General features: G+C 37.0%; 24 protein-coding genes. 10 read left to right on the top strand and 14 right to left on the bottom strand.

Features of this window, described 5'->3' with window-relative positions; all coding sequences use genetic code 11:
- Positions 1-21: 21 nt before the first annotated feature.
- The gene (locus C8D70_RS11405) at positions 22-1266 is read right to left on the bottom strand and encodes a bifunctional folylpolyglutamate synthase/dihydrofolate synthase (RefSeq protein WP_110367399.1); all 1245 of its coding nucleotides are present in this window, start codon (positions 1264-1266) and stop codon (positions 22-24) included.
- 183 nt (positions 1267-1449) lie between these two features.
- Between C8D70_RS11405 and C8D70_RS11400 the strand changes: the two genes are divergently transcribed.
- The 5 genes from C8D70_RS11400 to C8D70_RS11380 are packed head-to-tail and all read left to right on the top strand — an operon-like array spanning position 1450 to position 5646.
- Entirely contained in the window at positions 1450-2772 is a 1323-nt protein-coding gene (locus C8D70_RS11400; protein WP_110367398.1) for a TolC family protein, read from the top strand.
- 1 nt (position 2773) lies between these two features.
- Positions 2774-3364 (top strand): SprT-like domain-containing protein, encoded by a 591-nt coding sequence (locus C8D70_RS11395; protein ID WP_076595139.1) that lies wholly within the window; start codon positions 2774-2776, stop codon positions 3362-3364.
- Positions 3365-3366: 2 nt separating this feature from the next.
- Positions 3367-4449, top strand: coding sequence for a mannose-1-phosphate guanylyltransferase (locus tag C8D70_RS11390; RefSeq protein ID WP_228408019.1), 1083 nt, complete (start codon positions 3367-3369; stop codon positions 4447-4449).
- A gap of 32 nt (positions 4450-4481) precedes the next feature.
- Complete coding sequence (locus C8D70_RS11385; protein WP_110367397.1) at positions 4482-5144, top strand: hypothetical protein; 663 nt, start codon at positions 4482-4484, stop codon at positions 5142-5144.
- A complete protein-coding gene (locus tag C8D70_RS11380) occupies positions 5113-5646 on the top strand; it encodes a GNAT family N-acetyltransferase (protein ID WP_110367396.1) in 534 nt (177 codons plus the stop codon). The genes C8D70_RS11385 and C8D70_RS11380 overlap by 32 nt, the downstream gene beginning before the upstream one ends.
- A gap of 92 nt (positions 5647-5738) precedes the next feature.
- Here the strand turns inward: C8D70_RS11380 and bcp are convergent, their stop codons facing one another.
- Entirely contained in the window at positions 5739-6188 is a 450-nt protein-coding gene (gene bcp / locus C8D70_RS11375; protein ID WP_076595136.1) for a thioredoxin-dependent thiol peroxidase, read from the bottom strand.
- Positions 6189-6221: 33 nt separating this feature from the next.
- Here bcp and C8D70_RS11370 point away from each other — a divergent pair, with 33 nt between their 5' ends.
- Positions 6222-6842 (top strand): endonuclease III domain-containing protein, encoded by a 621-nt coding sequence (locus C8D70_RS11370; protein ID WP_076595135.1) that lies wholly within the window; start codon positions 6222-6224, stop codon positions 6840-6842.
- A gap of 151 nt (positions 6843-6993) precedes the next feature.
- Here the strand turns inward: C8D70_RS11370 and C8D70_RS11365 are convergent, their stop codons facing one another.
- The 3 genes from C8D70_RS11365 to C8D70_RS11355 are packed head-to-tail and all read right to left on the bottom strand — an operon-like array spanning position 6994 to position 9809.
- Complete coding sequence (locus C8D70_RS11365; RefSeq protein WP_110367395.1) at positions 6994-7440, bottom strand: DinB family protein; 447 nt, start codon at positions 7438-7440, stop codon at positions 6994-6996.
- 7 nt (positions 7441-7447) lie between these two features.
- Complete coding sequence (locus C8D70_RS11360; RefSeq protein ID WP_146212882.1) at positions 7448-8005, bottom strand: hypothetical protein; 558 nt, start codon at positions 8003-8005, stop codon at positions 7448-7450.
- Between the two features lie 7 nt (positions 8006-8012).
- Positions 8013-9809, bottom strand: a complete 1797-nt coding sequence (locus C8D70_RS11355; protein ID WP_110367393.1) for a DUF885 domain-containing protein — start codon at positions 9807-9809, stop codon at positions 8013-8015.
- 169 nt (positions 9810-9978) lie between these two features.
- On the opposite strand from C8D70_RS11355, the gene C8D70_RS11350 reads away from it, so the two are divergent.
- The 4 genes from C8D70_RS11350 (at position 9979) to C8D70_RS11335 (ending at position 12649) form a co-directional block, all read left to right on the top strand.
- A complete protein-coding gene (locus tag C8D70_RS11350; RefSeq protein ID WP_076595133.1) occupies positions 9979-10440 on the top strand; it encodes a hypothetical protein in 462 nt (153 codons plus the stop codon).
- A 168-nt stretch (positions 10441-10608) separates the two neighbouring features.
- Complete coding sequence (locus C8D70_RS11345) at positions 10609-11313, top strand: MotA/TolQ/ExbB proton channel family protein (RefSeq protein WP_047426580.1); 705 nt, start codon at positions 10609-10611, stop codon at positions 11311-11313.
- A gap of 11 nt (positions 11314-11324) precedes the next feature.
- Entirely contained in the window at positions 11325-11723 is a 399-nt protein-coding gene (locus tag C8D70_RS11340; RefSeq protein WP_076595132.1) for an ExbD/TolR family protein, read from the top strand.
- 35 nt (positions 11724-11758) lie between these two features.
- On the top strand, positions 11759-12649 hold the full coding sequence (locus tag C8D70_RS11335; RefSeq protein WP_110367392.1) for a ferric siderophore ABC transporter substrate-binding protein: 891 nt from the start codon (positions 11759-11761) through the stop codon (positions 12647-12649).
- A 15-nt stretch (positions 12650-12664) separates the two neighbouring features.
- Here C8D70_RS11335 and C8D70_RS11330 read toward each other — a convergent pair whose 3' ends face one another.
- From C8D70_RS11330 to C8D70_RS11290, 9 genes are all read right to left on the bottom strand, one after another.
- Entirely contained in the window at positions 12665-13057 is a 393-nt protein-coding gene (locus tag C8D70_RS11330; protein WP_110367391.1) for a hypothetical protein, read from the bottom strand.
- A gap of 62 nt (positions 13058-13119) precedes the next feature.
- Positions 13120-13485: a four helix bundle protein gene (locus C8D70_RS11325; RefSeq protein ID WP_110367390.1), complete on the bottom strand. Its 366-nt coding sequence runs from the start codon at positions 13483-13485 to the stop codon at positions 13120-13122.
- Between the two features lie 55 nt (positions 13486-13540).
- Positions 13541-14944, bottom strand: coding sequence for a nucleoside recognition domain-containing protein (locus C8D70_RS11320; protein WP_110367389.1), 1404 nt, complete (start codon positions 14942-14944; stop codon positions 13541-13543).
- Between the two features lie 291 nt (positions 14945-15235).
- The gene (locus C8D70_RS11315; protein ID WP_110367388.1) at positions 15236-15745 is read right to left on the bottom strand and encodes a DUF6973 domain-containing protein; all 510 of its coding nucleotides are present in this window, start codon (positions 15743-15745) and stop codon (positions 15236-15238) included.
- 54 nt (positions 15746-15799) lie between these two features.
- Entirely contained in the window at positions 15800-16654 is an 855-nt protein-coding gene (gene accD / locus C8D70_RS11310; protein ID WP_047095043.1) for an acetyl-CoA carboxylase, carboxyltransferase subunit beta, read from the bottom strand.
- Positions 16655-16743: 89 nt separating this feature from the next.
- On the bottom strand, positions 16744-17814 hold the full coding sequence (fbaA, locus tag C8D70_RS11305) for a class II fructose-bisphosphate aldolase (protein WP_076595127.1): 1071 nt from the start codon (positions 17812-17814) through the stop codon (positions 16744-16746).
- 70 nt (positions 17815-17884) lie between these two features.
- Complete coding sequence (locus C8D70_RS11300) at positions 17885-18751, bottom strand: NAD kinase (RefSeq protein ID WP_076595126.1); 867 nt, start codon at positions 18749-18751, stop codon at positions 17885-17887.
- 1 nt (position 18752) lies between these two features.
- Positions 18753-19406, bottom strand: coding sequence for a CBS domain-containing protein (locus tag C8D70_RS11295; protein ID WP_047426603.1), 654 nt, complete (start codon positions 19404-19406; stop codon positions 18753-18755).
- 187 nt (positions 19407-19593) lie between these two features.
- Positions 19594-20124, bottom strand: a complete 531-nt coding sequence (locus tag C8D70_RS11290) for an RNA methyltransferase (RefSeq protein ID WP_110367387.1) — start codon at positions 20122-20124, stop codon at positions 19594-19596.
- Positions 20125-20229 lie beyond the last annotated feature (105 nt).

Raw genomic sequence — 20229 nt, 5'->3', positions numbered from 1 at the left:
AGAGTGGTGCAAATATACGACTTATTCTTTAATCTCCAAATTTTTTTCCAAAAAATCTCCCACTACAAAGTTGCTTCCGCCAATAAAAATCATTTCTTCATTTGTACATTGTTCTTTTGCAGCGAGATACGCTTCCTGCACGGAATCGAAAATTTTATAAAAAATTTTCGCCTCCTGAAGCATGTTTTCATAATCTTCCGGGTGTCTTCCCCTGTGGACAGACGGTTTTGCAAAATAGAACTCAGAATTTTCAGGAAGTATTTTCATTACATCATCTATTTTTTTGTCATTCACAAATCCCAAAATGACATGCTTGTGCCTCTCAATTGAATTTAATTGTGAAAAAACATACTCCAAACCTGCCTGATTGTGCCCCGTATCACAAATCGTAAGCGGATGTTGTGAAAATTCAAACCAACGGCCAATAAATCCTGTATTCTGATGCACATGGAGAAGTCCTTTTTCCAATGCTCCGTCAGCAATCTCTATTTCTTGTTTTCTTAATTCTTCTACCGCGGCCATTACAACTCTGATGTTCTTTTTCTGATAGTTTCCTTTCAGATCAGATTCCAGATCTGTATTAATAAGAGTAGCATCTACAAATGGAGCATTTTCTTTCGTTGCTTTTTCCTGAAGGATATTTTTAACGGCTTCGTTCTCGTCCCCGGAAACAATTGGGATATTGCTTTTAATTATCCCAGCTTTCTCCGTGGCAATTTCTTCGATGGTATCTCCAAGAATATTCTGATGATCCAGCTGAACATTGGTAATAGCCGAAATCAATGGTTTAATAATATTGGTAGAATCCAGTCTTCCTCCCAATCCTACTTCAATAATGGCAAAATCTACCTGCTGCTGATAAAAATATTCAAAAGCCATGATGGTTGTAAATTCGAAGAAAGAGGGACGGATATATTCCGGAATCGTTTTCAGCTTTTGAATAAAATCAAAGACAAATTCTTTATTACAATTTCTTCCATTCACTTTAATGCGCTCTGTGAAGTCTATAAGGTGTGGGGAATTGTACAATCCGGTTTTATAACCAGCTTCCTGAAGAACCGATGCCAGCATATTGCTTGAAGAACCCTTTCCATTGGTGCCGCCAATGTGAATACACTTTATTTTATCCTGAGGATTTCCAAAAAAAGCACAAAGCTTTGTTATGTTGTCAAGCCCAGGTTTATAAGCTTTCTGTCCATCTATCTGATAGTTGGGCATCTGTACGAAAAGCCAATCGATAGCTTCCTGATATTGTTCATTTGTCATGGTACAAAATTCCCAAAAGTTTTTTTAAAATAAAATATAATTTTTCAATCTGTAACTTTTTTATATTTAATTCGTCTAATATTGAAAAATCTTAATATGAAATCGCTCTGATTTGTAAATACAAATATTGCTTAATATGATGCGATTCCATATGGCCATTAAAAACAAATAAACATATACAATATGAAAAAAGTTTGGATCATCGTTTTTGGATTAGGTTATCTGGGTTTAAGTGCTCAGAAGAAATGGTCCTTAAAAGAATGTGTAAGCTATGCAGTGGAGCATAATCTTCAGGTTATCCAAAATCAGTATAACAAACAAAACCAGGAATATAATCTTAAAGCAGCCCAAAAAGAGTATTTACCTTCTGTATCAGCTAGTGTTACAAATGGAGTAAGTTTTGGGCAAGGCTCATTAGGAGCAGGAAGCTTTAGAAACGATAGATTCAATAACAATGTTGGTCTGGGAGCCGATATTCTGCTCTATAATAATGGGAGATTAGAGAAAAATGTAAGAAAAGCCCAGTTTGATGTAGAAGCAAGTCAATATGACATTGAAACCATTAAAAATGATATCTCTCTTCAGATCGCTCAACAATACCTGAACACCTTATTGAATAAAGAGATCGTTAAAATTTCTCAGAGTGCCGTGGATAATGCTCAGAAACAGTTTGACAGAGCTAAGATCACAACTCAGGTTGGAACAACTGCGCAGACGGTTCTGGCAGAGGCTGAAGCGGCATTGGCAAGAGAAAAACAAAACCTTAAAACAGCAGAAGTAAATGTTGGACGCGCTTTGTTTGCTATTGCTCAGCTATTACAACTGTCAGATTATAAGGGTTTTGATGTTGAAGATGTGAATGTTCCGGAAAAACTTGATTTACAGCTTAATACTGTAGATGAAGTGCTTGCAACGGCGTATGATATACAACCCCAGATCAAAGCGGCCGAAAGCCGGATAAGATCTGCAGAAGCGCAAACTGAGGTAAGTAAAACGGCATTCTGGCCTACGTTGACAGCCAATGCTGGTCTTAATACTTTTTATAACAGGCAGTTTGATGCTATGCCGGGTGTTGTGCAGGGAACTTTTTTTGAACAATATAAAGATCAGTTCGGACAAAATGTAGGGGTATCACTTAATATTCCTATCTTCAATAAAGGGAAAACAAAACTTCAGGTAGAGCAGTCCAAAATCAACGAAAGCATAGCCAAAAATACCTTAGAGCAACAGAAACAGACGGTAAGACAAAATGTTCAGAAAGCTCAGTTTGATGCTGATGCCAATTATGAAACTTATCTGGCGGCAGTGGAAGCTGAAAAAAGCTCTAAACTGGCTCTTGATTTTGCAGATAAAAGTTATGCTGCCGGTAAAACCACTATCTATGACGTCAACGTGGCGAGAAATAATTATGCAAATGCACGGGGATCAGTAGCGCAGGCAAAATATAATTATCTTTTTAGTCTTAAACTATTGAATTTCTATGCAGGAATTCCATTAAGTTTGTAAAATGCCAATTCAATCATTAGAAAAATACTTACCTCAAAATACACTTAAATATTTAAGAATCTGGTTTGCAGATTACTATATACATATAAAAGTTACAAGGAACAGAAATTCAAAACTTGGGGATTACAGAAAGCTTCCGGACAATTCTCATGAAATTACGGTAAATTCTACTCTTACTCCGCAGCTTTTTTTCTTTGTGCTTACGCACGAGCTGGCACATCTGATTGCTTTCGAAAAATATGGAAGAAGAATCTCGCCTCATGGCAACGAATGGAAAGAAACTTTCAGAAATATGCTTCTGGAAAGTCTTGAAATTTATGATGAAGAGCTGAAGCCTATCATCATAAAATTTTCAAAATCACCCAAAGCCAATTTTATGGCAAGCCCTGATCTGGTAAGATATTTCCATACTGAGAAGCAGGATGATACTCTGCAATTTATCGAGGAACTTAAAAAGGGCGAATTTTTTATCTATCGCAACGAAAAGTATTTATTAGAAGGTCTGGTTAAAAAAAACTATCTTTGTAGGAACCTGGCTACTGGAAGGAAGTATTCTTTTAAGCCTTTAGCGAGGGTAGAAAAATGTAGCTAAGAATGTCAAAATCAGATAGATATTGTGTTATCATGGCTGGAGGAATCGGAAGCCGGTTCTGGCCTATGAGCACGCAGAAATTTCCAAAACAGTTTCAGGATATTTTAGGAACCGGGCGTACTATGATTCAGCAGACCTATGACCGAATCAGCAAGGTAATTCCTAAAGAGCAGATATTCGTGATTACGAATAAAGAATATGTTCATGTTTCCCATCAGCAGCTTCCGGAGATTCCTGAAGAGAATATTGTGGGTGAGCCGCTTATGAAGAATACAGCAGCTTGTAATCTGTATATGGCGAACAAAATTGCTGAGATTAATCCGGATGCCACCATGATTGTATTGCCGGCTGATCATCTTATTCTTAAAGAGGATACATTTCTGGAAAAAGTAGAGCTTGCGTTTGAGGTGGCTTCAAAAAATGATTATCTTGTAACATTAGGAATCACTCCTACAAGACCTGATACAGGTTATGGCTATATTCAGTTTGTAGAAAAAAAGGGATCTGAATATTTTAAAGTGAAAACATTCACTGAAAAACCTATTCTTGAAATAGCCCAAAGCTTCTTGGAAAGTGGTGATTTCCTTTGGAATGCAGGGATTTTTGTTTGGAATGTAAAAAGCATTCACCACGCATTTAATCTTTATCTTCCTGAGATGATGCAGCATTTTATGGCTTGTGAGTACAACTCAGAAAAAGAAAACAGTTGTATTGAAACCATCTATCCGAAGGTACAGAAAATTTCCATTGATAACGGGATTTTGGAAAAAGCCAAGAATGTATATGTAATTCCTTCAGATTTAGGATGGAGTGATCTTGGGACATGGACCTCTGTATATGAAAATACGGAAAAAGATAAAGACGGAAACGCTGTAAAACTGAAACATTTACTTTCTTATAATTCAAAAGGGAATATCATCCGGTTAAAGAATAATAATAAGGCTGTGATCATTGATGGCCTTGAAAACTACATTGTTGTAGACACAGATAAGGCACTTCTTATCTGTCCCCGGGATAATGATCAGCTCATTAAAGATTATGTTCTTGATTTGAAGAGCTTTAAGAAGGGCGAGAAGTTCATGTAATATTTGTTATATTTTCTGCTGATTTTTAAATTATGATTAAAACCGCAACCCGATTTACAATTCTTACATTTTTACTTTTGGGAATCTTAGGATTTGCCCAGGAGAAGAAAAAGTTTTCAAGCATTCCTGCTGTTTTACAGCAAATCAACCCGGGTAGCAGGGTAGATTCATGGGTGTTGGTCTACAACAGCTATGGTAAAGGTCAGGAAATAAAGATTTCGGGTAAGGTAAATTATACTCCTCAATTCTCTGGATTTAATCTTTTTCCCAGTGAAGACAGCTTTTATTATATCGCTTATTCAGAAGGAGGTAAAGTAAATTACGTTACGGATGTCGAAGGACTGAAGAAGTTTGTAGACAGAATTGATAATGCCCAGGAAGCTGCTGTTGTATTAGCTGCTGACGGATATATGATAGATGAGGAGTTTAAGGACCTTGCAGGTAATTATCATGAAGACAAGTCGAATTACTATCTGGACCTTGGAAAACTCACCTCAAAGGAATGTCCATACCAGAAAACGCATTATACAGTTACAGTAAATAAATCTACAGGTGCTGTAAGCAATGTCAAAGACAATGGAACCTATATTGAGCTTTACAATAAAAAATGCGCTAATAACCCGAGACTTTTAAAAATCGAAAAAAAGGAAGAACCAAAGAAAGATGAACCCCAAAAAACACCCAAACGCAGATAATACCTATGAGACAGAGCGATTAATCCTTCGTCCCATGTCCAGTGAAGACAAAGATTTCGTCTTTGAGCTTTACAACAGACCCAAATTCATTCAACATATCGGAAACCGGAATGTTAATTCTGTGGAAGACGCCGAAAATTATATCCTCAATAGATTTGCTCCCCAAATTGAAAGACTTGGATTTGGAAACTATCTTTTAGTAACTAAAGAGGGAAATAAAAAAGTAGGGGCAGTAGGAATCTTCGAAAGAGAAGGGCTGGATATTGTGGATATAGGATATTCTCTACTGGAAGAGTTCGAAGGTAAAGGATATGCTTTTGAAGCTGCTCAGAAGGTTAAATCTATTGGAATGGATGAGTTTGGATTAACAAAAATATCCGCCATCATTTCAAAAGATAATGTTTCTTCCCAAAAGCTCATTGAAAAGCTGGGATTAAGGTTTAAAAAGCACGTTACACTTCCTGGTGAAACAGAAGAGTTAAATTATTACGAAACAGAATAATAAATCTATAAAAAAATATTTTCACAAATAGCACAATAATATATCTGTGTTATTTGTGAAAATATTTGTGATATCTGTGTTTTAAAAAAAAGCTATCCCTCCAGAATCTGCTCAGCAGCAGTCTTTGACGTTACTTTTTCAATCACTCTTGTACAAATACCATTTTCATCGAAAATAAAAGTGGTTCTTACAATTCCCATATACGTTTTTCCAAACGTTTTTTTCTCCTGCCATACCCCGAATTTCTCAATGATATTGCGGTTTTCATCTGCAATAAGATCATAGGGAAATGCAAATTTACTGTGGAAGTTCTTCTGTTTCTTTACAGTGTCGCCACTTACTCCCAGTAATTGGTATCCTGCTTTTTCAAGCCTGGAATAATTATCACTCAGGTTGCAGGCTTCCACAGTACAGGTTGGTGTATTCGCTTGCGGATAGAAGAAAACCACCAGTTTTTTTCCTATTAACTTTGATGAGGTTACCGTTTCTCCGTCTTGATTGAATCCTTCAAATTCAGGTAATTTATCTCCAACTTTCAGCATAATGATTTAATTTTGTTCAAATTTAAGGCATACATGACAAAAAAACAAAGAGCTGAGCTTGTTCAGATAGAACTGGATAAATTATATCCCACCACACCTATTCCGTTAGATCATACCGATCCCTATACATTAATGGTAGCTGTAGCACTTTCCGCACAGACCACAGATAAAAAAGTTAACCAGGTGACCCCAGATCTTTTTGCGGTAGCAGGAACGCCACAAAGAATGGCTAAACTTGAAGAATTTGAGATCAAGGAATTAATTAAAGAAATCGGACTATCCAATACCAAAGCCAAAAACCTTAAAAGGATGGCAGAACTTCTGCTGGAAAGACATAACGGTATTGTTCCGCAAACTTATGAAGAATTGGAAGCGCTTCCGGGCGTAGGGCACAAGACTGCATCAGTAGTGATGAGCCAGGGTTTCGGATTTCCTGCTTTTCCTGTAGATACTCACATTCATCGGCTGATGACACAGTGGAAACTTACCTCCGGAAAAAATGTGGTGGAAACGGAGCGTGATGCCAAGAAATTATTCCCTGAAGAAGTATGGAATAAGCTTCACCTTCAGATCATTTTCTATGGAAGAGAATATTCTCCGGCAAGAGGAAAAGGAGAAAAGGATTTTATTACGAAAATGATGTTTGAGAAGTAACCCGTTGTATTTTAATGCAAATATCGCAAAGAGGTACTTCGTTTGGCCAGGACAATGTTTTCTTAGCTGAGTGAAAAGGCCTTGCGAACGAAAAAGAAAACGCAACAATTACTTTGTGATCGTTGCGTTATTTTAGTTGTTAATTGATGGATTAAATGTCCAATAACCTTCTGTGGTAATTAATCTGTCCCAAATGATAATCAAGATGAGCAACCAGATGGATCAGAAAGTAATCTGTTGTCATGGCTCTCTCAAAAACAACCAATGGGTATTCTTTTTTAAGATCTTCTTCAGACAATTGCGGCAGAACGGAATCTATCATTGCTATGGTGGCTTCAAGTTTTTCAATAAGTTCAGCTCTAGGAACATCATTTAATGAAAATTCCAGCTCACGATGCCTTACATATCCGGTGTTTCCAAGCTGTGCTCCTATAAAATGATTGATATTTCCCACCAAGTGAAGGGTTAGATTACCCGCAGAATTAGCAATGTTTTTATCAATCTTCCAAAGGTTTTCTTCGTTTTGATAGGCTTCTATCTCTGTTTTTAATTTATTTAAATCTCTGTTAAAAAGAGATCTGAGGCTTTCTGTGATCATATTAATTTTACTGTATTTTAGTTCTAAAATATCCCCTGAAATTCTTGTAAACCAAACTGTCAATACTGCATTTATAATCTACGAAACCATAAATGCTGTCGTTTTTTTTGAATATATTAGTGTTTAAAACAAACTTCTGTTCCGAGATTTTTGATTTTATAAATTTCAGCTCACCCTTTAATGTTTTGGGATCAATATCTTTTATATAAAATCTATTGTCAAATACCTTTACCAAAACTCCATTACCAAAATACCCATTATAATTGTTTAATAGAATGTTTAAAGTATCTTTTTGATATTGAGCTTTACATTTATAGTCCTCGAAAAGAAATGATCTTTTAAGAAGACCCTCATAATAAAATGCTTTCTGAACAATACAAGCTGTTCTGGTCCGGCTTTCAACAATTTCACTGTTATAGAGCTTCAGCTCCGGATATTTTGTGAGAAGTTGAATCGTGTCATAATGTGGTAAGTCTTTATTAACCGTGAATTTTTCAAAATTTTGATTCTTTTGACAGCTCAATAACACCAATGAAATACAGGTAAAAAACAAAAATAGTCTCATAAAGAAACTATTTTTGTTTTTGAGCCCAAAGCTCCATTTTTCTGTTCAGAACATCCAGAGGAAGACACCCCTGGCTTAACACTTCATCGTGGAAGCTTGCCAGATTGAATTTGTTCCCAAGTTCTTTCTGATATTTTTCTCTCAGCTCACGGATTCTTAAAGACCCTATCTTATACCCTAAAGCCTGACCCGGCATCGCCATATATCTTTCTACTTCTGCAGTGGCAGCGCCTTCATCATAAGAAATATTGCTTAAGAAATATCTGATCGCTTCTTCTCTTGTCATTTTTCCGGTATGAAGTCCCGTATCTACTACAAGTCTTACCGCTCTCAGCATCTGATCGCTCAGGTAACCCATTTTCTGATAAGGATCTGTATATAAACCAAACTCAGGGCCTAAAGTCTCACAATAATGAGCCCATCCTTCGCCGTAAGCTCCGAACCATCCGAATCTCATGAATTTAGGGAGTTTAGTATTTTCCTGTTGAAGAGACATCTGATAGTGATGCCCCGGAATGGCTTCGTGAAGGAAAAGAGACTCCATTCCTGAAGTAACATTAAATTTGGCAGGGTCCGGTAACGGGACATAAAATATTCCAGCTCTTTTACCATCCGGAGTTCCCGGCATATATTCTGCACTGGCACTTGCTTCTCTGAATTTCTCCGTCTGTCTGATCTCAAACTTTGTTTTAGGTGTTACATTAAACATGGTTTTCAGCTTCGGAGTGATTTTAGTTAAGATCCCGTTAAATGCATTTAAAACCTCTTTAGACGTTTTATAAGGCATTGCCTTTGGATCCGTTTTAACAAAAGTGATAAAATCTTCAAGAGTTCCTGTAAAACCTACCTGCTGCTTTACTTTTTCCATTTCTGCACGAAGCATAGCTACTTGCTGAAGTCCGATCTTATTAATTTCTTCAGGAGACTTTTTAGTGGTTGTCCAGCTTTTTACATAATAGTTGTAGATCTCGTTTCCGTTTGGAAGACTGTTGTATCCGTCTGTATCTCTTGCTTTCGGAAGGTACTCTTTTTCTAAAAATATTCCCATTTTAGTATAAGCAGGGATAATTTTTTTGGTAATAGCCTCTTTATAAAGTGCCGAGAATTTTTCTTTCTGAGCCTGAGAGAAGCTTTTCGGAAAATTTCTTATCGGACCATAGAAAATATTCTTTTCCATGTCAGAAGTGGTGATTTCCTCTGCTTTCATCTGAGGAATCATCTTGACAACCAGTTTTTTAGGAAGTACAATCTTATTGTTGATTCCTTCGCGGAAATTGTCTGCCGCGGCATTCATCCATTCCGGGAATTTTTCCATTCTTTTCAGCCAGTCGCTGTAGTCTTTTTCTGTTTTAAAAGGTTGATTGCCCTGTCCGCTCCCATACAGAGGAAAAGTAAGCGGAAGTCCTCCAAATTGAGTAAAAGGAATATATTCCGGATGGTAGGCATAGGCCTCAGTTTTATCTTTTAAAGTATAATCCAAAACATCATACACTACCTTATCTTCATCAGAAAGAGATTTATAATCTACATGTTCCAGCTGTTTTTGCACAGAATTGTAGAATGCTATTTCTCCTGAGATAAAATCTTTATCAATATTGATAGGAAGCTGGTCATTATATCTTGTATCTCCCTGTGCTGTAGCATCTAACGGGTATAGCTTCAGATACTGCTCGTAATAATTGGAAGCAATAGAATCCAGGTTGCTGGGCGTTACTTTTGTAAGGGGAGAATCCGATTTTTTGCAGGATGCAAGACCAATCATCAGTCCTAATCCCAGAATACTTTTTGATACAATGTTTTTCATTTTCAGAATCTTTATGAAAGCAAAAGTAAGTATTATTGGGAGATTCAGACTTATTGTTTGCATTGATTTTAAAAAATTATTTTCAAAATCCTTTCAACTTTGAATCAATTTTTTATCTTTGTCTAAAACATTTAGCAATCATATTATTACAGTTCTTTTTTAAGAAAAAATGAAAGGGATTTTAAAAATTTACCATCCGGACGAAACGCTAAAATACAATATCAGAAATACTTATTGTAAGGCAGTTTACAGCAACCAACAACACCTTTTAGAGGTTGAAGTGATTACGGATGACAGCTTGGATCACGTAGAGGATGATTCATTACAATACAACTTTCCGCAGCTTTCACTTGAAATTTTCGATTTCCCTATCGAGTCGCCGGAAATAGAAGGAAAAACTATCAAAATCAATGATTCTGAAGAAGAAACTTATACAGAAGTAGACCTTTTCGATGACGAAGATGCCTATATCTATGACAATGAGCTTCTTTTTGAAAAAAATGAAGAAGGGGAGCTTCAGGTGATCTGGAAAGGAACCATTGATGATTTCTATACCGGATCAGATACACCGATTCCTTTTAGATTAAAATGCGAATTTAAGCAGGATGATATTGAGGTAGACGAAGATTAGCCGATACCTTCATTCTTAGTACCGGATTTCTTTTCAAATAATTTTGGAAAGAAATTTGCTGTTTGTAAAATTGTAACAAAATTTAAGTTGTTTTTAAGCAATTTTTAAGAGTTCAATTCATAATATTCTCCTACATTTGTCGTTGAAATTTAATAAAATTTACATTTAATGCTGTTAACGGAACTTTCTCAGATTTTATTTGCACAAATCGCTACTCCTGCAGTTGCTGCGGACAACTTAGAGTTCTCATTCTGGAAGATTATGTTCCACGGAGGAGCTTTTGCTAAAATAGTGATGGTCACTGTGTTGCTGTTGGGAGTGTTTTCTCTATATCTGTTTTTTGAAAGATTTTTCTTTATCAAAAGGCTGACATCAAAAACCGATTCCAACTTCATGAACAATATCGAAGACTTCATCAAGGCTGGGAAAATAGAGGCAGCGGCAGATTACTGCAAAACCCAGAACTCTCCTGAAGGAAGAATTTTAGAAAAAGGAATTTCAAGATTAGGACGTCCTGTTTCTGATATTGTAAGTGCTATGGAATCGCAGGCACAGGTAGAGGTTGCCAATATGGAAAAAAATCTGAACCTTTTGGCTGTAGTGCCAAGTATAGCACCCATGTTGGGCCTTTTAGGTACGGTAATCGGGATGATTATTGCCTTCTTTAATCTTTCCCATGCCACAGGATCTTTCTCTCCGAAAACACTTTCTGAAGGTATCTATACTGCTTTGGGGCAGACCGCTGTAGGTCTTGCTGTGGCAATTCCGGCTAACTTCTGCTATAATATTCTATTGACAAGGATTGATAAATTTGTCCTTAAAGCTCAGAATATGTCAGGAGAATTTTTAGACCTTATCAACAAACCTTTATAAATTTTCTTACGATGAAAATTCAAAGAAGAAATAAAGCAAATCCGGAATTCAGTTTAGCAGCGATGACAGACGTTATCCTGTTGATGCTGATTTTCTTTATGATCACCTCTTCAGCAGCCAATCAAAGCGCTATTGATGTGAATCTGCCGAAAGCCGGAGCCGTTGATGATAATATTCCGAATCCTGTGACAGTAAGTATCAAACCGGATGGTTCATTCTTTGTGGATGACAATCCTGTAAATAAAGGAGAACTGGAGAGGATTATTGTAGATAAATTGGCCAGCCAGACCAATAAATCATTCACGATAAGAGCAGACGAGAACACATTACATAAAGATGTAGTTTTTGTAATGGAAATTGCTGAGAAATATAAATTTAACATTGCCATTGCAACCGTTAAAGATAAATAACAGATCCGGATTTCCGGAAACAATTACGTTTTAAGATGAAAAGCTATACAGCAAACAGAAACGAAGAAAATAAAGATAGAGTAAAGAGCGCACTGCTTTCTATTCTTATCTGGGCTGCTATTTTGCTTTTTGTTTTTTTGTATAAATTAAAACCTGAACTGGACAAAGATCCTGAAGTGGTTACTACCATGCTGGTGAACTTCGGAGACAACAGAAATGGAAAGGGGATTGAAGAGCCAGCTGAACAGCCTGGAAGTCTTGCTGCTGCAACAGAAGAAGTAACACCAGTGCCTGCAGAAACTCCGGTTTCGGAAACAAAAACAGTTATAAAACCAGAACCAGCTCCTACTCCGGAACCAAAGAAAACTGAGGTTAAAGAGAAGGTCATTACAGGAAATAATTCAAAAGCTGCTTTTCCTAAAAAAGAGGAATCTAAAAAAGCTGAGAAAAAAGAAGCCACCAGCACGAGTGCTTCAAAAAACACAAAAAAATCAGGAGCAGCTACGGCAAACTCAAAAACAGGGAATGGAGACGGAAAAGGAAATGCTGCTATCGGAAACCTGATCAAAGGAAGAGGAACCAAAGCAGGAAGCCAGGGAACAGGTGAAGGAATTGGAAATGCAGGAGATCCTTTAGGTGGTGACGGAAACGGAGACAGTAAAGTAGGAATCGATAGAAAACTGGTAGGCTATATTCCCGGAACAATGGGAAGAGGAGGAGCACAGCCTTCTCACAGCTGCACGGCAAGCGGATCAATTACCATTGCTTATACTGTAGATAAAGCAGGAAATGTGGTTTCCGCAAGAAGAGCCGGAGGAATTTCAGATCCTTGTGTAGCATCTACATCTGTTGCCTGGGTTAAGAAGTATGTAAAGGCAGAGAAAGCCAATACTTCTTCCACCGGAACTTATAAAATTACATTCTAAAAATACAAAAGCACTTTATTCAAGTGCTTTTTTTAATTCATTTATTCTGTTGATAATTGGGAGAGCAAAGATTCCACTGGTCTGAAGATATAGCTCATAGAATGTCTTTGCTTTATCCTTAAAATCTTTGTTATTTTCATGTTTGCTGTTGAAATAGAAAAGATTTCCCAACATTTCATAATAATCTTTGTGATCTCTTTCCTGTCTTTCATTAACGATGGCAATCATCTGTTCCTTGGTTTTGGAAGCAACCTCTGTGAAACTCATCTTAAAGATATCTCTCATCAACGTATCAAAATCCAGTTCTTTCTGCATTAAACTTTCTTCAGGTTTATCCAGAATAAGTTTTTCCAATGCCTGGGTTAATTGGCGGATGAGTCTTAGGGTAAATTCTTTATCTGTGATCATAATGAATAGTTTTGTTGCTAGTTGCTAGTTGCTAGTTGCTAGTTGCTAGTTGCTGGTTGCGTTTATGTTCTCCAGTTTAATTGGACGTATTTTATAAAGTTATTGATTTTTCCTCCTAGGAGTTTATATTGTTCTGATTTTTCTTTAAAGCCTAAGCTTAAATCCGGATAGAGGCGATTGATTTTTGATAAGTGGCAAACTGTTTCATCACAACTTGCCTGAGAGTAAGTAAGAAATCTGATAAAGTCACCTTTGTAATTGTTTCTTCCATAACCTTCTGCAATGTTTGTAACAATGGAATCGGCAGATCGTCTCAACTGACTGCCCAATTCATATAATTCGTAGTTTGGCAGTTTGAGTGAAAGTGCATGTGTTTCAATAAACAACTCAAAAGCAATATTATAAATATCAAGTTTTTCGTAGCTCATTAATATCTTTTTTAACGATTAAAAAACCAGCAACTGTCAACCAGCAACTTTATTATTAAGCAAAGAATAAATATGCTAATGCAATTGCAGTGATAACACCGACTAAATCGGCCAGAAGCATAGCAATTACCGTGTATCTTGTATTCTTAACGGCTACGGCACCAAAGTATACTGCAATTACGTAAAATGTCGTATCTGAACTTCCCTGAAGTACCGCTGCCAGTTTTCCCTGGAAACTATCTGCCCCAAATGTTGACATCGTATCCACCATCATTCCTCTGGCTCCTGAACCAGATAAAGGCTTGATTAGGGCTGTCGGAAGTCCGTCCACAAATCTCGGGTCCATATTGGCAACGTTGGCCACCCATTTCATACCGTCAATGATTACATCGAATACACCGGAAGTTCTTAATAACGAAATCGCGATCAGCATTCCAACCAGATAAGGAATAATCTTAACACAGGTGGTGAAACCTTCTTTTGCACCCTCAATAAAAGCATCAAAAACGTTGATCTTTTTATAAACAGCTCCCAATACAATCGCAAGGAAAATAAATAGAATAAGGCCATTGCTTAATACTTTACTGAAATCATCCAATTCATCTTTACTCAATTGTACCAGATACAATACCAATAAAGCAATAAGGGCTGAAATTCCACCTACATAAGCGATTACTACCGGACGAAGAAGATTGATTTTCTGATACAAAGAAACGATGATCATTGCAGCCAGTGTAGCGGCAAAAGTGGCAATCATACAGGGCAGGAAAATATCTGTAGGGGTCTTTGATCCCATAGAGGCTCTGATGGCGATAATAGAGACCGGGATTAACGTCATTCCTCCGGCATGAAGACACAGGAACATAATCTGTGAATTGCTGGCGGTATCTTTATTGGGATTTAAGGTCTGGAGACTTTCCATTGCCTTAAGTCCAAAAGGAGTAGCAGCATTATCCAGTCCCAGAAGGTTAGCGCTGAAATTCATCAGCATATGCCCGAAAGCAGGGTGATTCTTGGGAATATCGGGAAATAATTTGGAGAAAAAGGGCTGAATCAGACGGCTTAGAAGGTTAATACCTCCTGCTTTTTCAGCAATACTCATGAATCCCATAAAAAGGGTCATGATTCCGATAAGACCAAGACAGATCTTCACCGCAGTTTCAGAGGTTCCGATGACTCCGTCAGCTTCCTGAATGCGATAAACATTTACATTCTGTTTTAAAGAATCTGTTTTATAGTGAATTCTGCTGTCTGCGAAATCATTCTTTTTCATCAGGCTGTCTCTTACAAGAGGAGAGAGGCTGTTCATACGCTGGGATGCAATCTTCACTGTATCACCTCCTTTTCCTACGACCATATCATTGAAGATGGTTTTGTAGTGACCTGACGATACGTATTTTATACTGGCAATGGCAATGGCAATGATAATGAAAGCCGACCAAATTCTGCTGAGAACCATCTGATTGATTTAATTGTTTAAACTTATCAAAAATACTTTAAACCACAAAAATAACTAAAGTCTTTTGTTTATCCGATGTGAAGGAAAAGTAATGATAACTTCTGATTTTAGAGTTTATAACGCAGAGTCCGCAAGGATTCTAATAGTGAAGCTTTTTTCGTTCACGAAGGCGTTAGCAATAAGCAAACAGCTACACTCAGAAAACATTGCTGAATGAAATGCCCTTGCGGACGAAAATAGGCATTGAGTTTTTATATTTTCTTAGCGTATTCGTTGCGTTAAAGAATAAAATTACTCTTCCAGATAAACAAGATGCCCTTCAAAATCATCATCAAGATTTTTCAGAACCTTTGCGTCATCCATTTTTTTGATTAATGCATTAACAAAGAAACTCTTTTCAAAAAACTGGCGGTGAATTCCGGGGAGAATTTCCATAAAATAATCCATTCCGATTTTGTTGTTATGGAGATCCATTTTGGTTTCCAAGGGTTCATTAGGGAAAAGTTCTTCGTGCATATCTGTTATTCTTTTGCAGAAATCCAGCGCTTTTTTAGGGGAAGAGATTTTGCAGCAGTACATCATAATGAAGCAGCACCAAAGCGCGTGTCTGAAAGCATTTCCAATTCCGTTATTGGAGGCTGTTTCAGGAAATTTTTTCTGTGCAATGGTAAATGCCTTTACCGTGGCATAAAAACTGAGTAAAGCGAAAAGAGGATGGGGAAGGACAAGTGATAAAAGACGGATAATCTTTTTAAAACTCATACTTCTGATGGTATTGAAAAATATCTTAAAAGTCCTCATAAATAAAAATCTCTCCCTAATTAGAGAGAGATTGTATTGTTTTTGTTACAGATACTATGCTTTTACAGCTAATAAATTGACTGTTTTGGCAACAGTATCCTGAATTTCAGTTCTTTTTACGATGAAATCTACAAATCCTTTTTCCTGTAAGAATTCTGATGTCTGGAATCCTTCCGGTAAATCTCTACCGATTGTTTCACGGATGACTCTTGGTCCTGCGAAACCGATCAGTGCTCCCGGCTCTGCCATAATGATATCGGCAGTCATTGCGAAAGAAGCTGTAATTCCTCCGAATGTAGGATCACAAAGGTAAGCGATGTATAAAAGGCCTGCTTCAGAAAGCTGAGCCAATTTAGCCTGAACTTTTGCAAGCTGCATCAACGAGTAAGTGGCTTCCTGCATTCTTGCTCCTCCGGACTGACAGATAATCATATACGGAAGTTTATGCTTGATACAGTAGTCTACTGCTCGTCTGATCTTTTCTCCCATTACAGAACCCAAAGATCCACCGATGAACGCAAAATCCATACAAGAAACTACCATTTCAGTTCCTTTTACGGTTCCTACAGCATTTCTGATAGAATCTGTAAGCTTAGTTTTAGCTTTTACTTCTTTCAAACGGTCTTTGTAAGGCTTTGTATCTTTGAAGTTTAAGATATCAATACTTTCAACATTGGCATCCAGTTCGGTAAATTTACCACCGTCAAAAAGGATGTCAAAAAATTCTGCACTTCCTATTCTCACATGAAATCCATCTTCAGGAGAAACATAGTTATTCCTCTTTAGTTCATCATGTTCCACTACTTTTCCGGATGGAGTCTGATGCCAAAGCCCTTTGGGAACGTCCTTTTTCTCATCAGTAGAAGTGGTAATGTTTTTTGCTTTTCTTTTAAACCAGTCGAATGCCATTTTTGTTTGTATTAATGTATAAATGTAAAATGCACCAATGTAAATGTATTTCTATGAATACTTTTTACATTGATACAAATTTACAGTTCTTATTTTAAAGTATTTACGTTATTTAAATCTTCAAATGCTTTCACCAATCTTGTAGAGAATGTTTCTTCACCTTTTCTTACCCAAACTCTTGGGTCGTAGAATTTCTTGTTAGGTTTTTCTTCTCCTTCAGGGTTTCCGATTTGAGCTCTTAAATATTCAATATTGTTAACCATATAATCTCTTACCCCTTCTGTGTAAGCAAACTGAAGGTCGGTGTCGATATTCATTTTGATTACTCCATAGTCGATAGCTTCTCTGATCTCTTCTAAAGTAGATCCTGAGCCTCCGTGGAATACGAAGTTGATAGGTTTAGCAGATGTTCCGAATTTTTCCTGAACATATTTCTGAGAATTGTCAAGGATTTTCGGGGTAAGAACTACGTTACCAGGCTTGTAAACTCCGTGTACGTTACCGAAGGCAGCAGCGATTGTGAAGTTATCAGAAATAGCTTTTAATTTTTCATAAGTATAAGCTACGTCTTCAGGCTGGGTATATAATTTAGAATTATCAACGTCTGAGTTGTCAACACCATCTTCTTCCCCTCCTGTAACCCCGATTTCTACTTCAAGAGTCATCTGAAGCTTTGCCATTCTCTCGAAATACTGAGCTGAAATCTCAAGATTTTCTTCTAAAGATTCTTCAGAAAGGTCTAACATGTGAGAAGAGTAAAGAGATTTTCCTGTCTGCTTGAAGAATTCTTCGTTAGCATCCATCAATCCGTCAATCCAGGGAAGTAATTTCTTTGCACAGTGGTCTGTGTGTAGAATTACCGTTGCTCCGTAAGCTTCAGCCAGAGTGTGAATATGCTTTGCACCGGCAATTGCTCCTAAGATTGCAGACTTTTGCCCGTCATTGTTTAATCCTTTCCCTGCATTAAAAGCAGCTCCTCCATTTGAAAACTGAATAATGACAGGAGCGTTTAATTTTGCTGCAGTTTCCATTGTAGCATTTACGTTGCTGGATCCAATTACGTTTACTGCAGGTAATGCAAATTTGTTTTCTTTAGCATACTGAAAGATATCAGTAACTAACTGACCTGTGGCAACTCCTGCCGGAAAAATTCTGCTCATGTTTTACTTTTTATTATAAATTTATTAGGTGTTTTAATTTCGTGTAAAGGTAATCATTTTTAAGAAATTACTAGTTTCTTTTATCTCGGCCCCAAAGAAGCTTCTGACGGATGGTTTCATAGAAACTCAAACTGTTGGGCTGCACCAGAAGAAGCTGGAATTTTGCCTTTTTAATGATGATTTCCTTGTCGGTTTCTATGTGTATCAGCCGGGAGTCTAAAGAAAGAGAGTATTGTGGTACACGGCTTTCCACCCTGAATTTTATTTCTACTTTATCATTTACTACTAAAGGTCTCACATTCAGATTGTGTGGAGCGATGGGAGTAATGACAAAATTTTCGTTATTGGGAGAAATGATTGGTCCTCCGCAGCTCAGAGAGTAAGCAGTAGAACCTGTAGGGGTTGAAATAATCACACCGTCACCCCAGAATACATTCAGAAACTCATCATTGATATAAGAATCTACTGTAATCATTGATGTTGTTTCTTTTCTGGAAACAGTAACGTCGTTTAGCGCATAAGGGAAAGCTCCTTCCAGTTTGGGCGAAACCACTTCAATTACAGCACGGCGGCTTGTTTTTACATCGCCTTTTAGAATGGAATCCAGTTCTTTAAAAGCTTCTTCTTTTGTGAAAAAGGCCAAAAATCCAAGTCTTCCTGTATTTACTCCTACCACCGGAATTTCAAGATCCTCAATGAAGGTTAAAGAATTTACAATTGTTCCGTCTCCACCGAAAGTGAAGAAAAGATCCACTTTTTTATCCAGAAGATCCTGCTTAGAATTGAAAGTTTCGAATATTTTTGAAAACTGAAGTGCTTCAGCCATTTCATCATACAGAACAGATTTTACATCTCTTGCTTCAAGTTCAGAGATAAACTTACTTAAATATAAAAAAGTATCAAGATCTTTTTTCTGAGAATATATGGCTGCCTTCATGTTATATTTCTATGAATTTTTGTAAAAAACCATAACGGTCTTTAAACAGATCGGATTTCTCATCAGAATAATATTTTTCAACAATTCTGTAATCGTACCGGTCAAATGTAGCATCTATCGAGGCCAGATTTTCATTACTGATCTTTATTGTGACCTGAACTACCTCCTCAGACATAAAGCTGATAAACCCTCCGTAAAACTTTGAGTTGTTGCTTTCTACAATATTGGTAATTTCCGTCATTGAATATTTTCTGGCCGGAGTTTCTACGGTAAGAATAGCTCCTGTTTCTGAAAACAAAGGATAACGGGAAAGGTCCTGAAAAACATCTTCACAGGTAATATACCCCAGATATTTTTCATTTTTATTAATCACAGGAATCACATTGGAGCTGAAAGTATAAAACAGACGGATGCTGTCCATAACATTGTTGTCCTCCAGAATCGCAAACCGTTCAATCTGGTGCTCCAGATCCTTCAGTGTTCCGCCATCTTCCTCATACAGAAAGTCCATTGCAATAGCTCCGTAGAAGTGATGAGATTTTTTGATGAAAACATGGGAATATCCGAAATCTTCCAATATGTTTCTGGCCGACTCTATGGAGTCAGAAAGGCTAAAACATGGAAAGTCTTTTGAGATATAGTCCTTGATAAACATTGTGCTAATTTATAAAAAATTAAACGAAACTTTTTCTGAAAACCCGACTTTTTTTAAGATGAAACAAAAAAAATGCCGTCAAAATTTGTTTGTAAAAAAAAATAAAGTACCTTTGTCGCCTTTCATTTTTACTTTTTATTAGATTTATTTCAAACTGCACTGTCTACTAAGGACATATGCAGTTTTTTTATTTTAATGCTTTTGCAAATTCCCACATCACAATTCCGGCGCACACACTTACATTAAGAGAATGTTTTGTTCCAAGCTGTGGAATTTCTAAAAATACATCAATATTTGGAAGCACCTCATCACTGATTCCCTCTACTTCGTTTCCTAAAATCAAAGCATATTTTTTTGACCGCTCAATGGTAAAATCCGTAATAAGCTGGCTGCCGGTAGTCTGCTCAATCCCGATGATTTCGTACCCGTTGCTTTTCAGATCAGCAATGGCTGTATTGGTTTCAGTTTCATGAGACCAGTCTACGCTTTCCGTTGCTCCCAATGCCGCTTTATGAATTTCACGGTGGGGTGGCTGTGGTGTAATTCCGCAAAGGATTATTTTTTCAACTAAAAAAGCGTCTGCCGTTCTGAAGGCTGCCCCCACATTGTGCATGCTTCTGATATTATCTAAAATGATGACCAACGGAATTTTTTCAGCCTTCTTAAATGTTTCTACATCTATTCTGTTCAGTTCTTCCAGTTTTAGTTTCTGTACCAATTGTATATTATTTGTGAGATTATTTTTTTTCTTTTTGCTGATGTTTGTCTTTGCTATTTTTATAAGTATTAAGACATTTTCCGTTATCTTAATTCAAAAGTAGTA

Origin of the sequence: Chryseobacterium sp. CBTAP 102, assembly GCF_003201365.1 — a bacterium.
Classification (GTDB): Bacteria; Bacteroidota; Bacteroidia; order Flavobacteriales; family Weeksellaceae; genus Chryseobacterium; species Chryseobacterium candidae.
Note: the sequence above shows the minus strand (reverse complement) of the source record. Positions and strands in the feature narration are given on the sequence as shown.

Excerpts from the sequence above, each read along its gene's own strand:
- C8D70_RS11405 (WP_110367399.1), bottom strand. The coding sequence starts at position 1,266 with ATGACAAATGAACAATATCAGGAAGCTATCGATTGGCTTTTCGTACAG.
- C8D70_RS11400 (WP_110367398.1), top strand. The coding sequence starts at position 1,450 with ATGAAAAAAGTTTGGATCATCGTTTTTGGATTAGGTTATCTGGGTTTA.
- C8D70_RS11395 (WP_076595139.1), top strand. The coding sequence starts at position 2,774 with ATGCCAATTCAATCATTAGAAAAATACTTACCTCAAAATACACTTAAA.
- C8D70_RS11390 (WP_228408019.1), top strand. The coding sequence starts at position 3,367 with ATGTCAAAATCAGATAGATATTGTGTTATCATGGCTGGAGGAATCGGA.
- C8D70_RS11385 (WP_110367397.1), top strand. The coding sequence starts at position 4,482 with ATGATTAAAACCGCAACCCGATTTACAATTCTTACATTTTTACTTTTG.
- C8D70_RS11380 (WP_110367396.1), top strand. The coding sequence starts at position 5,113 with ATGAACCCCAAAAAACACCCAAACGCAGATAATACCTATGAGACAGAG.
- bcp (WP_076595136.1), bottom strand. The coding sequence starts at position 6,188 with ATGCTGAAAGTTGGAGATAAATTACCTGAATTTGAAGGATTCAATCAA.
- C8D70_RS11370 (WP_076595135.1), top strand. The coding sequence starts at position 6,222 with ATGACAAAAAAACAAAGAGCTGAGCTTGTTCAGATAGAACTGGATAAA.
- C8D70_RS11365 (WP_110367395.1), bottom strand. The coding sequence starts at position 7,440 with ATGATCACAGAAAGCCTCAGATCTCTTTTTAACAGAGATTTAAATAAA.
- C8D70_RS11360 (WP_146212882.1), bottom strand. The coding sequence starts at position 8,005 with ATGAGACTATTTTTGTTTTTTACCTGTATTTCATTGGTGTTATTGAGC.
- C8D70_RS11355 (WP_110367393.1), bottom strand. The coding sequence starts at position 9,809 with ATGAAAAACATTGTATCAAAAAGTATTCTGGGATTAGGACTGATGATT.
- C8D70_RS11350 (WP_076595133.1), top strand. The coding sequence starts at position 9,979 with ATGAAAGGGATTTTAAAAATTTACCATCCGGACGAAACGCTAAAATAC.
- C8D70_RS11345 (WP_047426580.1), top strand. The coding sequence starts at position 10,609 with ATGCTGTTAACGGAACTTTCTCAGATTTTATTTGCACAAATCGCTACT.
- C8D70_RS11340 (WP_076595132.1), top strand. The coding sequence starts at position 11,325 with ATGAAAATTCAAAGAAGAAATAAAGCAAATCCGGAATTCAGTTTAGCA.
- C8D70_RS11335 (WP_110367392.1), top strand. The coding sequence starts at position 11,759 with ATGAAAAGCTATACAGCAAACAGAAACGAAGAAAATAAAGATAGAGTA.
- C8D70_RS11330 (WP_110367391.1), bottom strand. The coding sequence starts at position 13,057 with ATGATCACAGATAAAGAATTTACCCTAAGACTCATCCGCCAATTAACC.
- C8D70_RS11325 (WP_110367390.1), bottom strand. The coding sequence starts at position 13,485 with ATGAGCTACGAAAAACTTGATATTTATAATATTGCTTTTGAGTTGTTT.
- C8D70_RS11320 (WP_110367389.1), bottom strand. The coding sequence starts at position 14,944 with ATGGTTCTCAGCAGAATTTGGTCGGCTTTCATTATCATTGCCATTGCC.
- C8D70_RS11315 (WP_110367388.1), bottom strand. The coding sequence starts at position 15,745 with ATGAGGACTTTTAAGATATTTTTCAATACCATCAGAAGTATGAGTTTT.
- accD (WP_047095043.1), bottom strand. The coding sequence starts at position 16,654 with ATGGCATTCGACTGGTTTAAAAGAAAAGCAAAAAACATTACCACTTCT.
- fbaA (WP_076595127.1), bottom strand. The coding sequence starts at position 17,814 with ATGAGCAGAATTTTTCCGGCAGGAGTTGCCACAGGTCAGTTAGTTACT.
- C8D70_RS11300 (WP_076595126.1), bottom strand. The coding sequence starts at position 18,751 with ATGAAGGCAGCCATATATTCTCAGAAAAAAGATCTTGATACTTTTTTA.
- C8D70_RS11295 (WP_047426603.1), bottom strand. The coding sequence starts at position 19,406 with ATGTTTATCAAGGACTATATCTCAAAAGACTTTCCATGTTTTAGCCTT.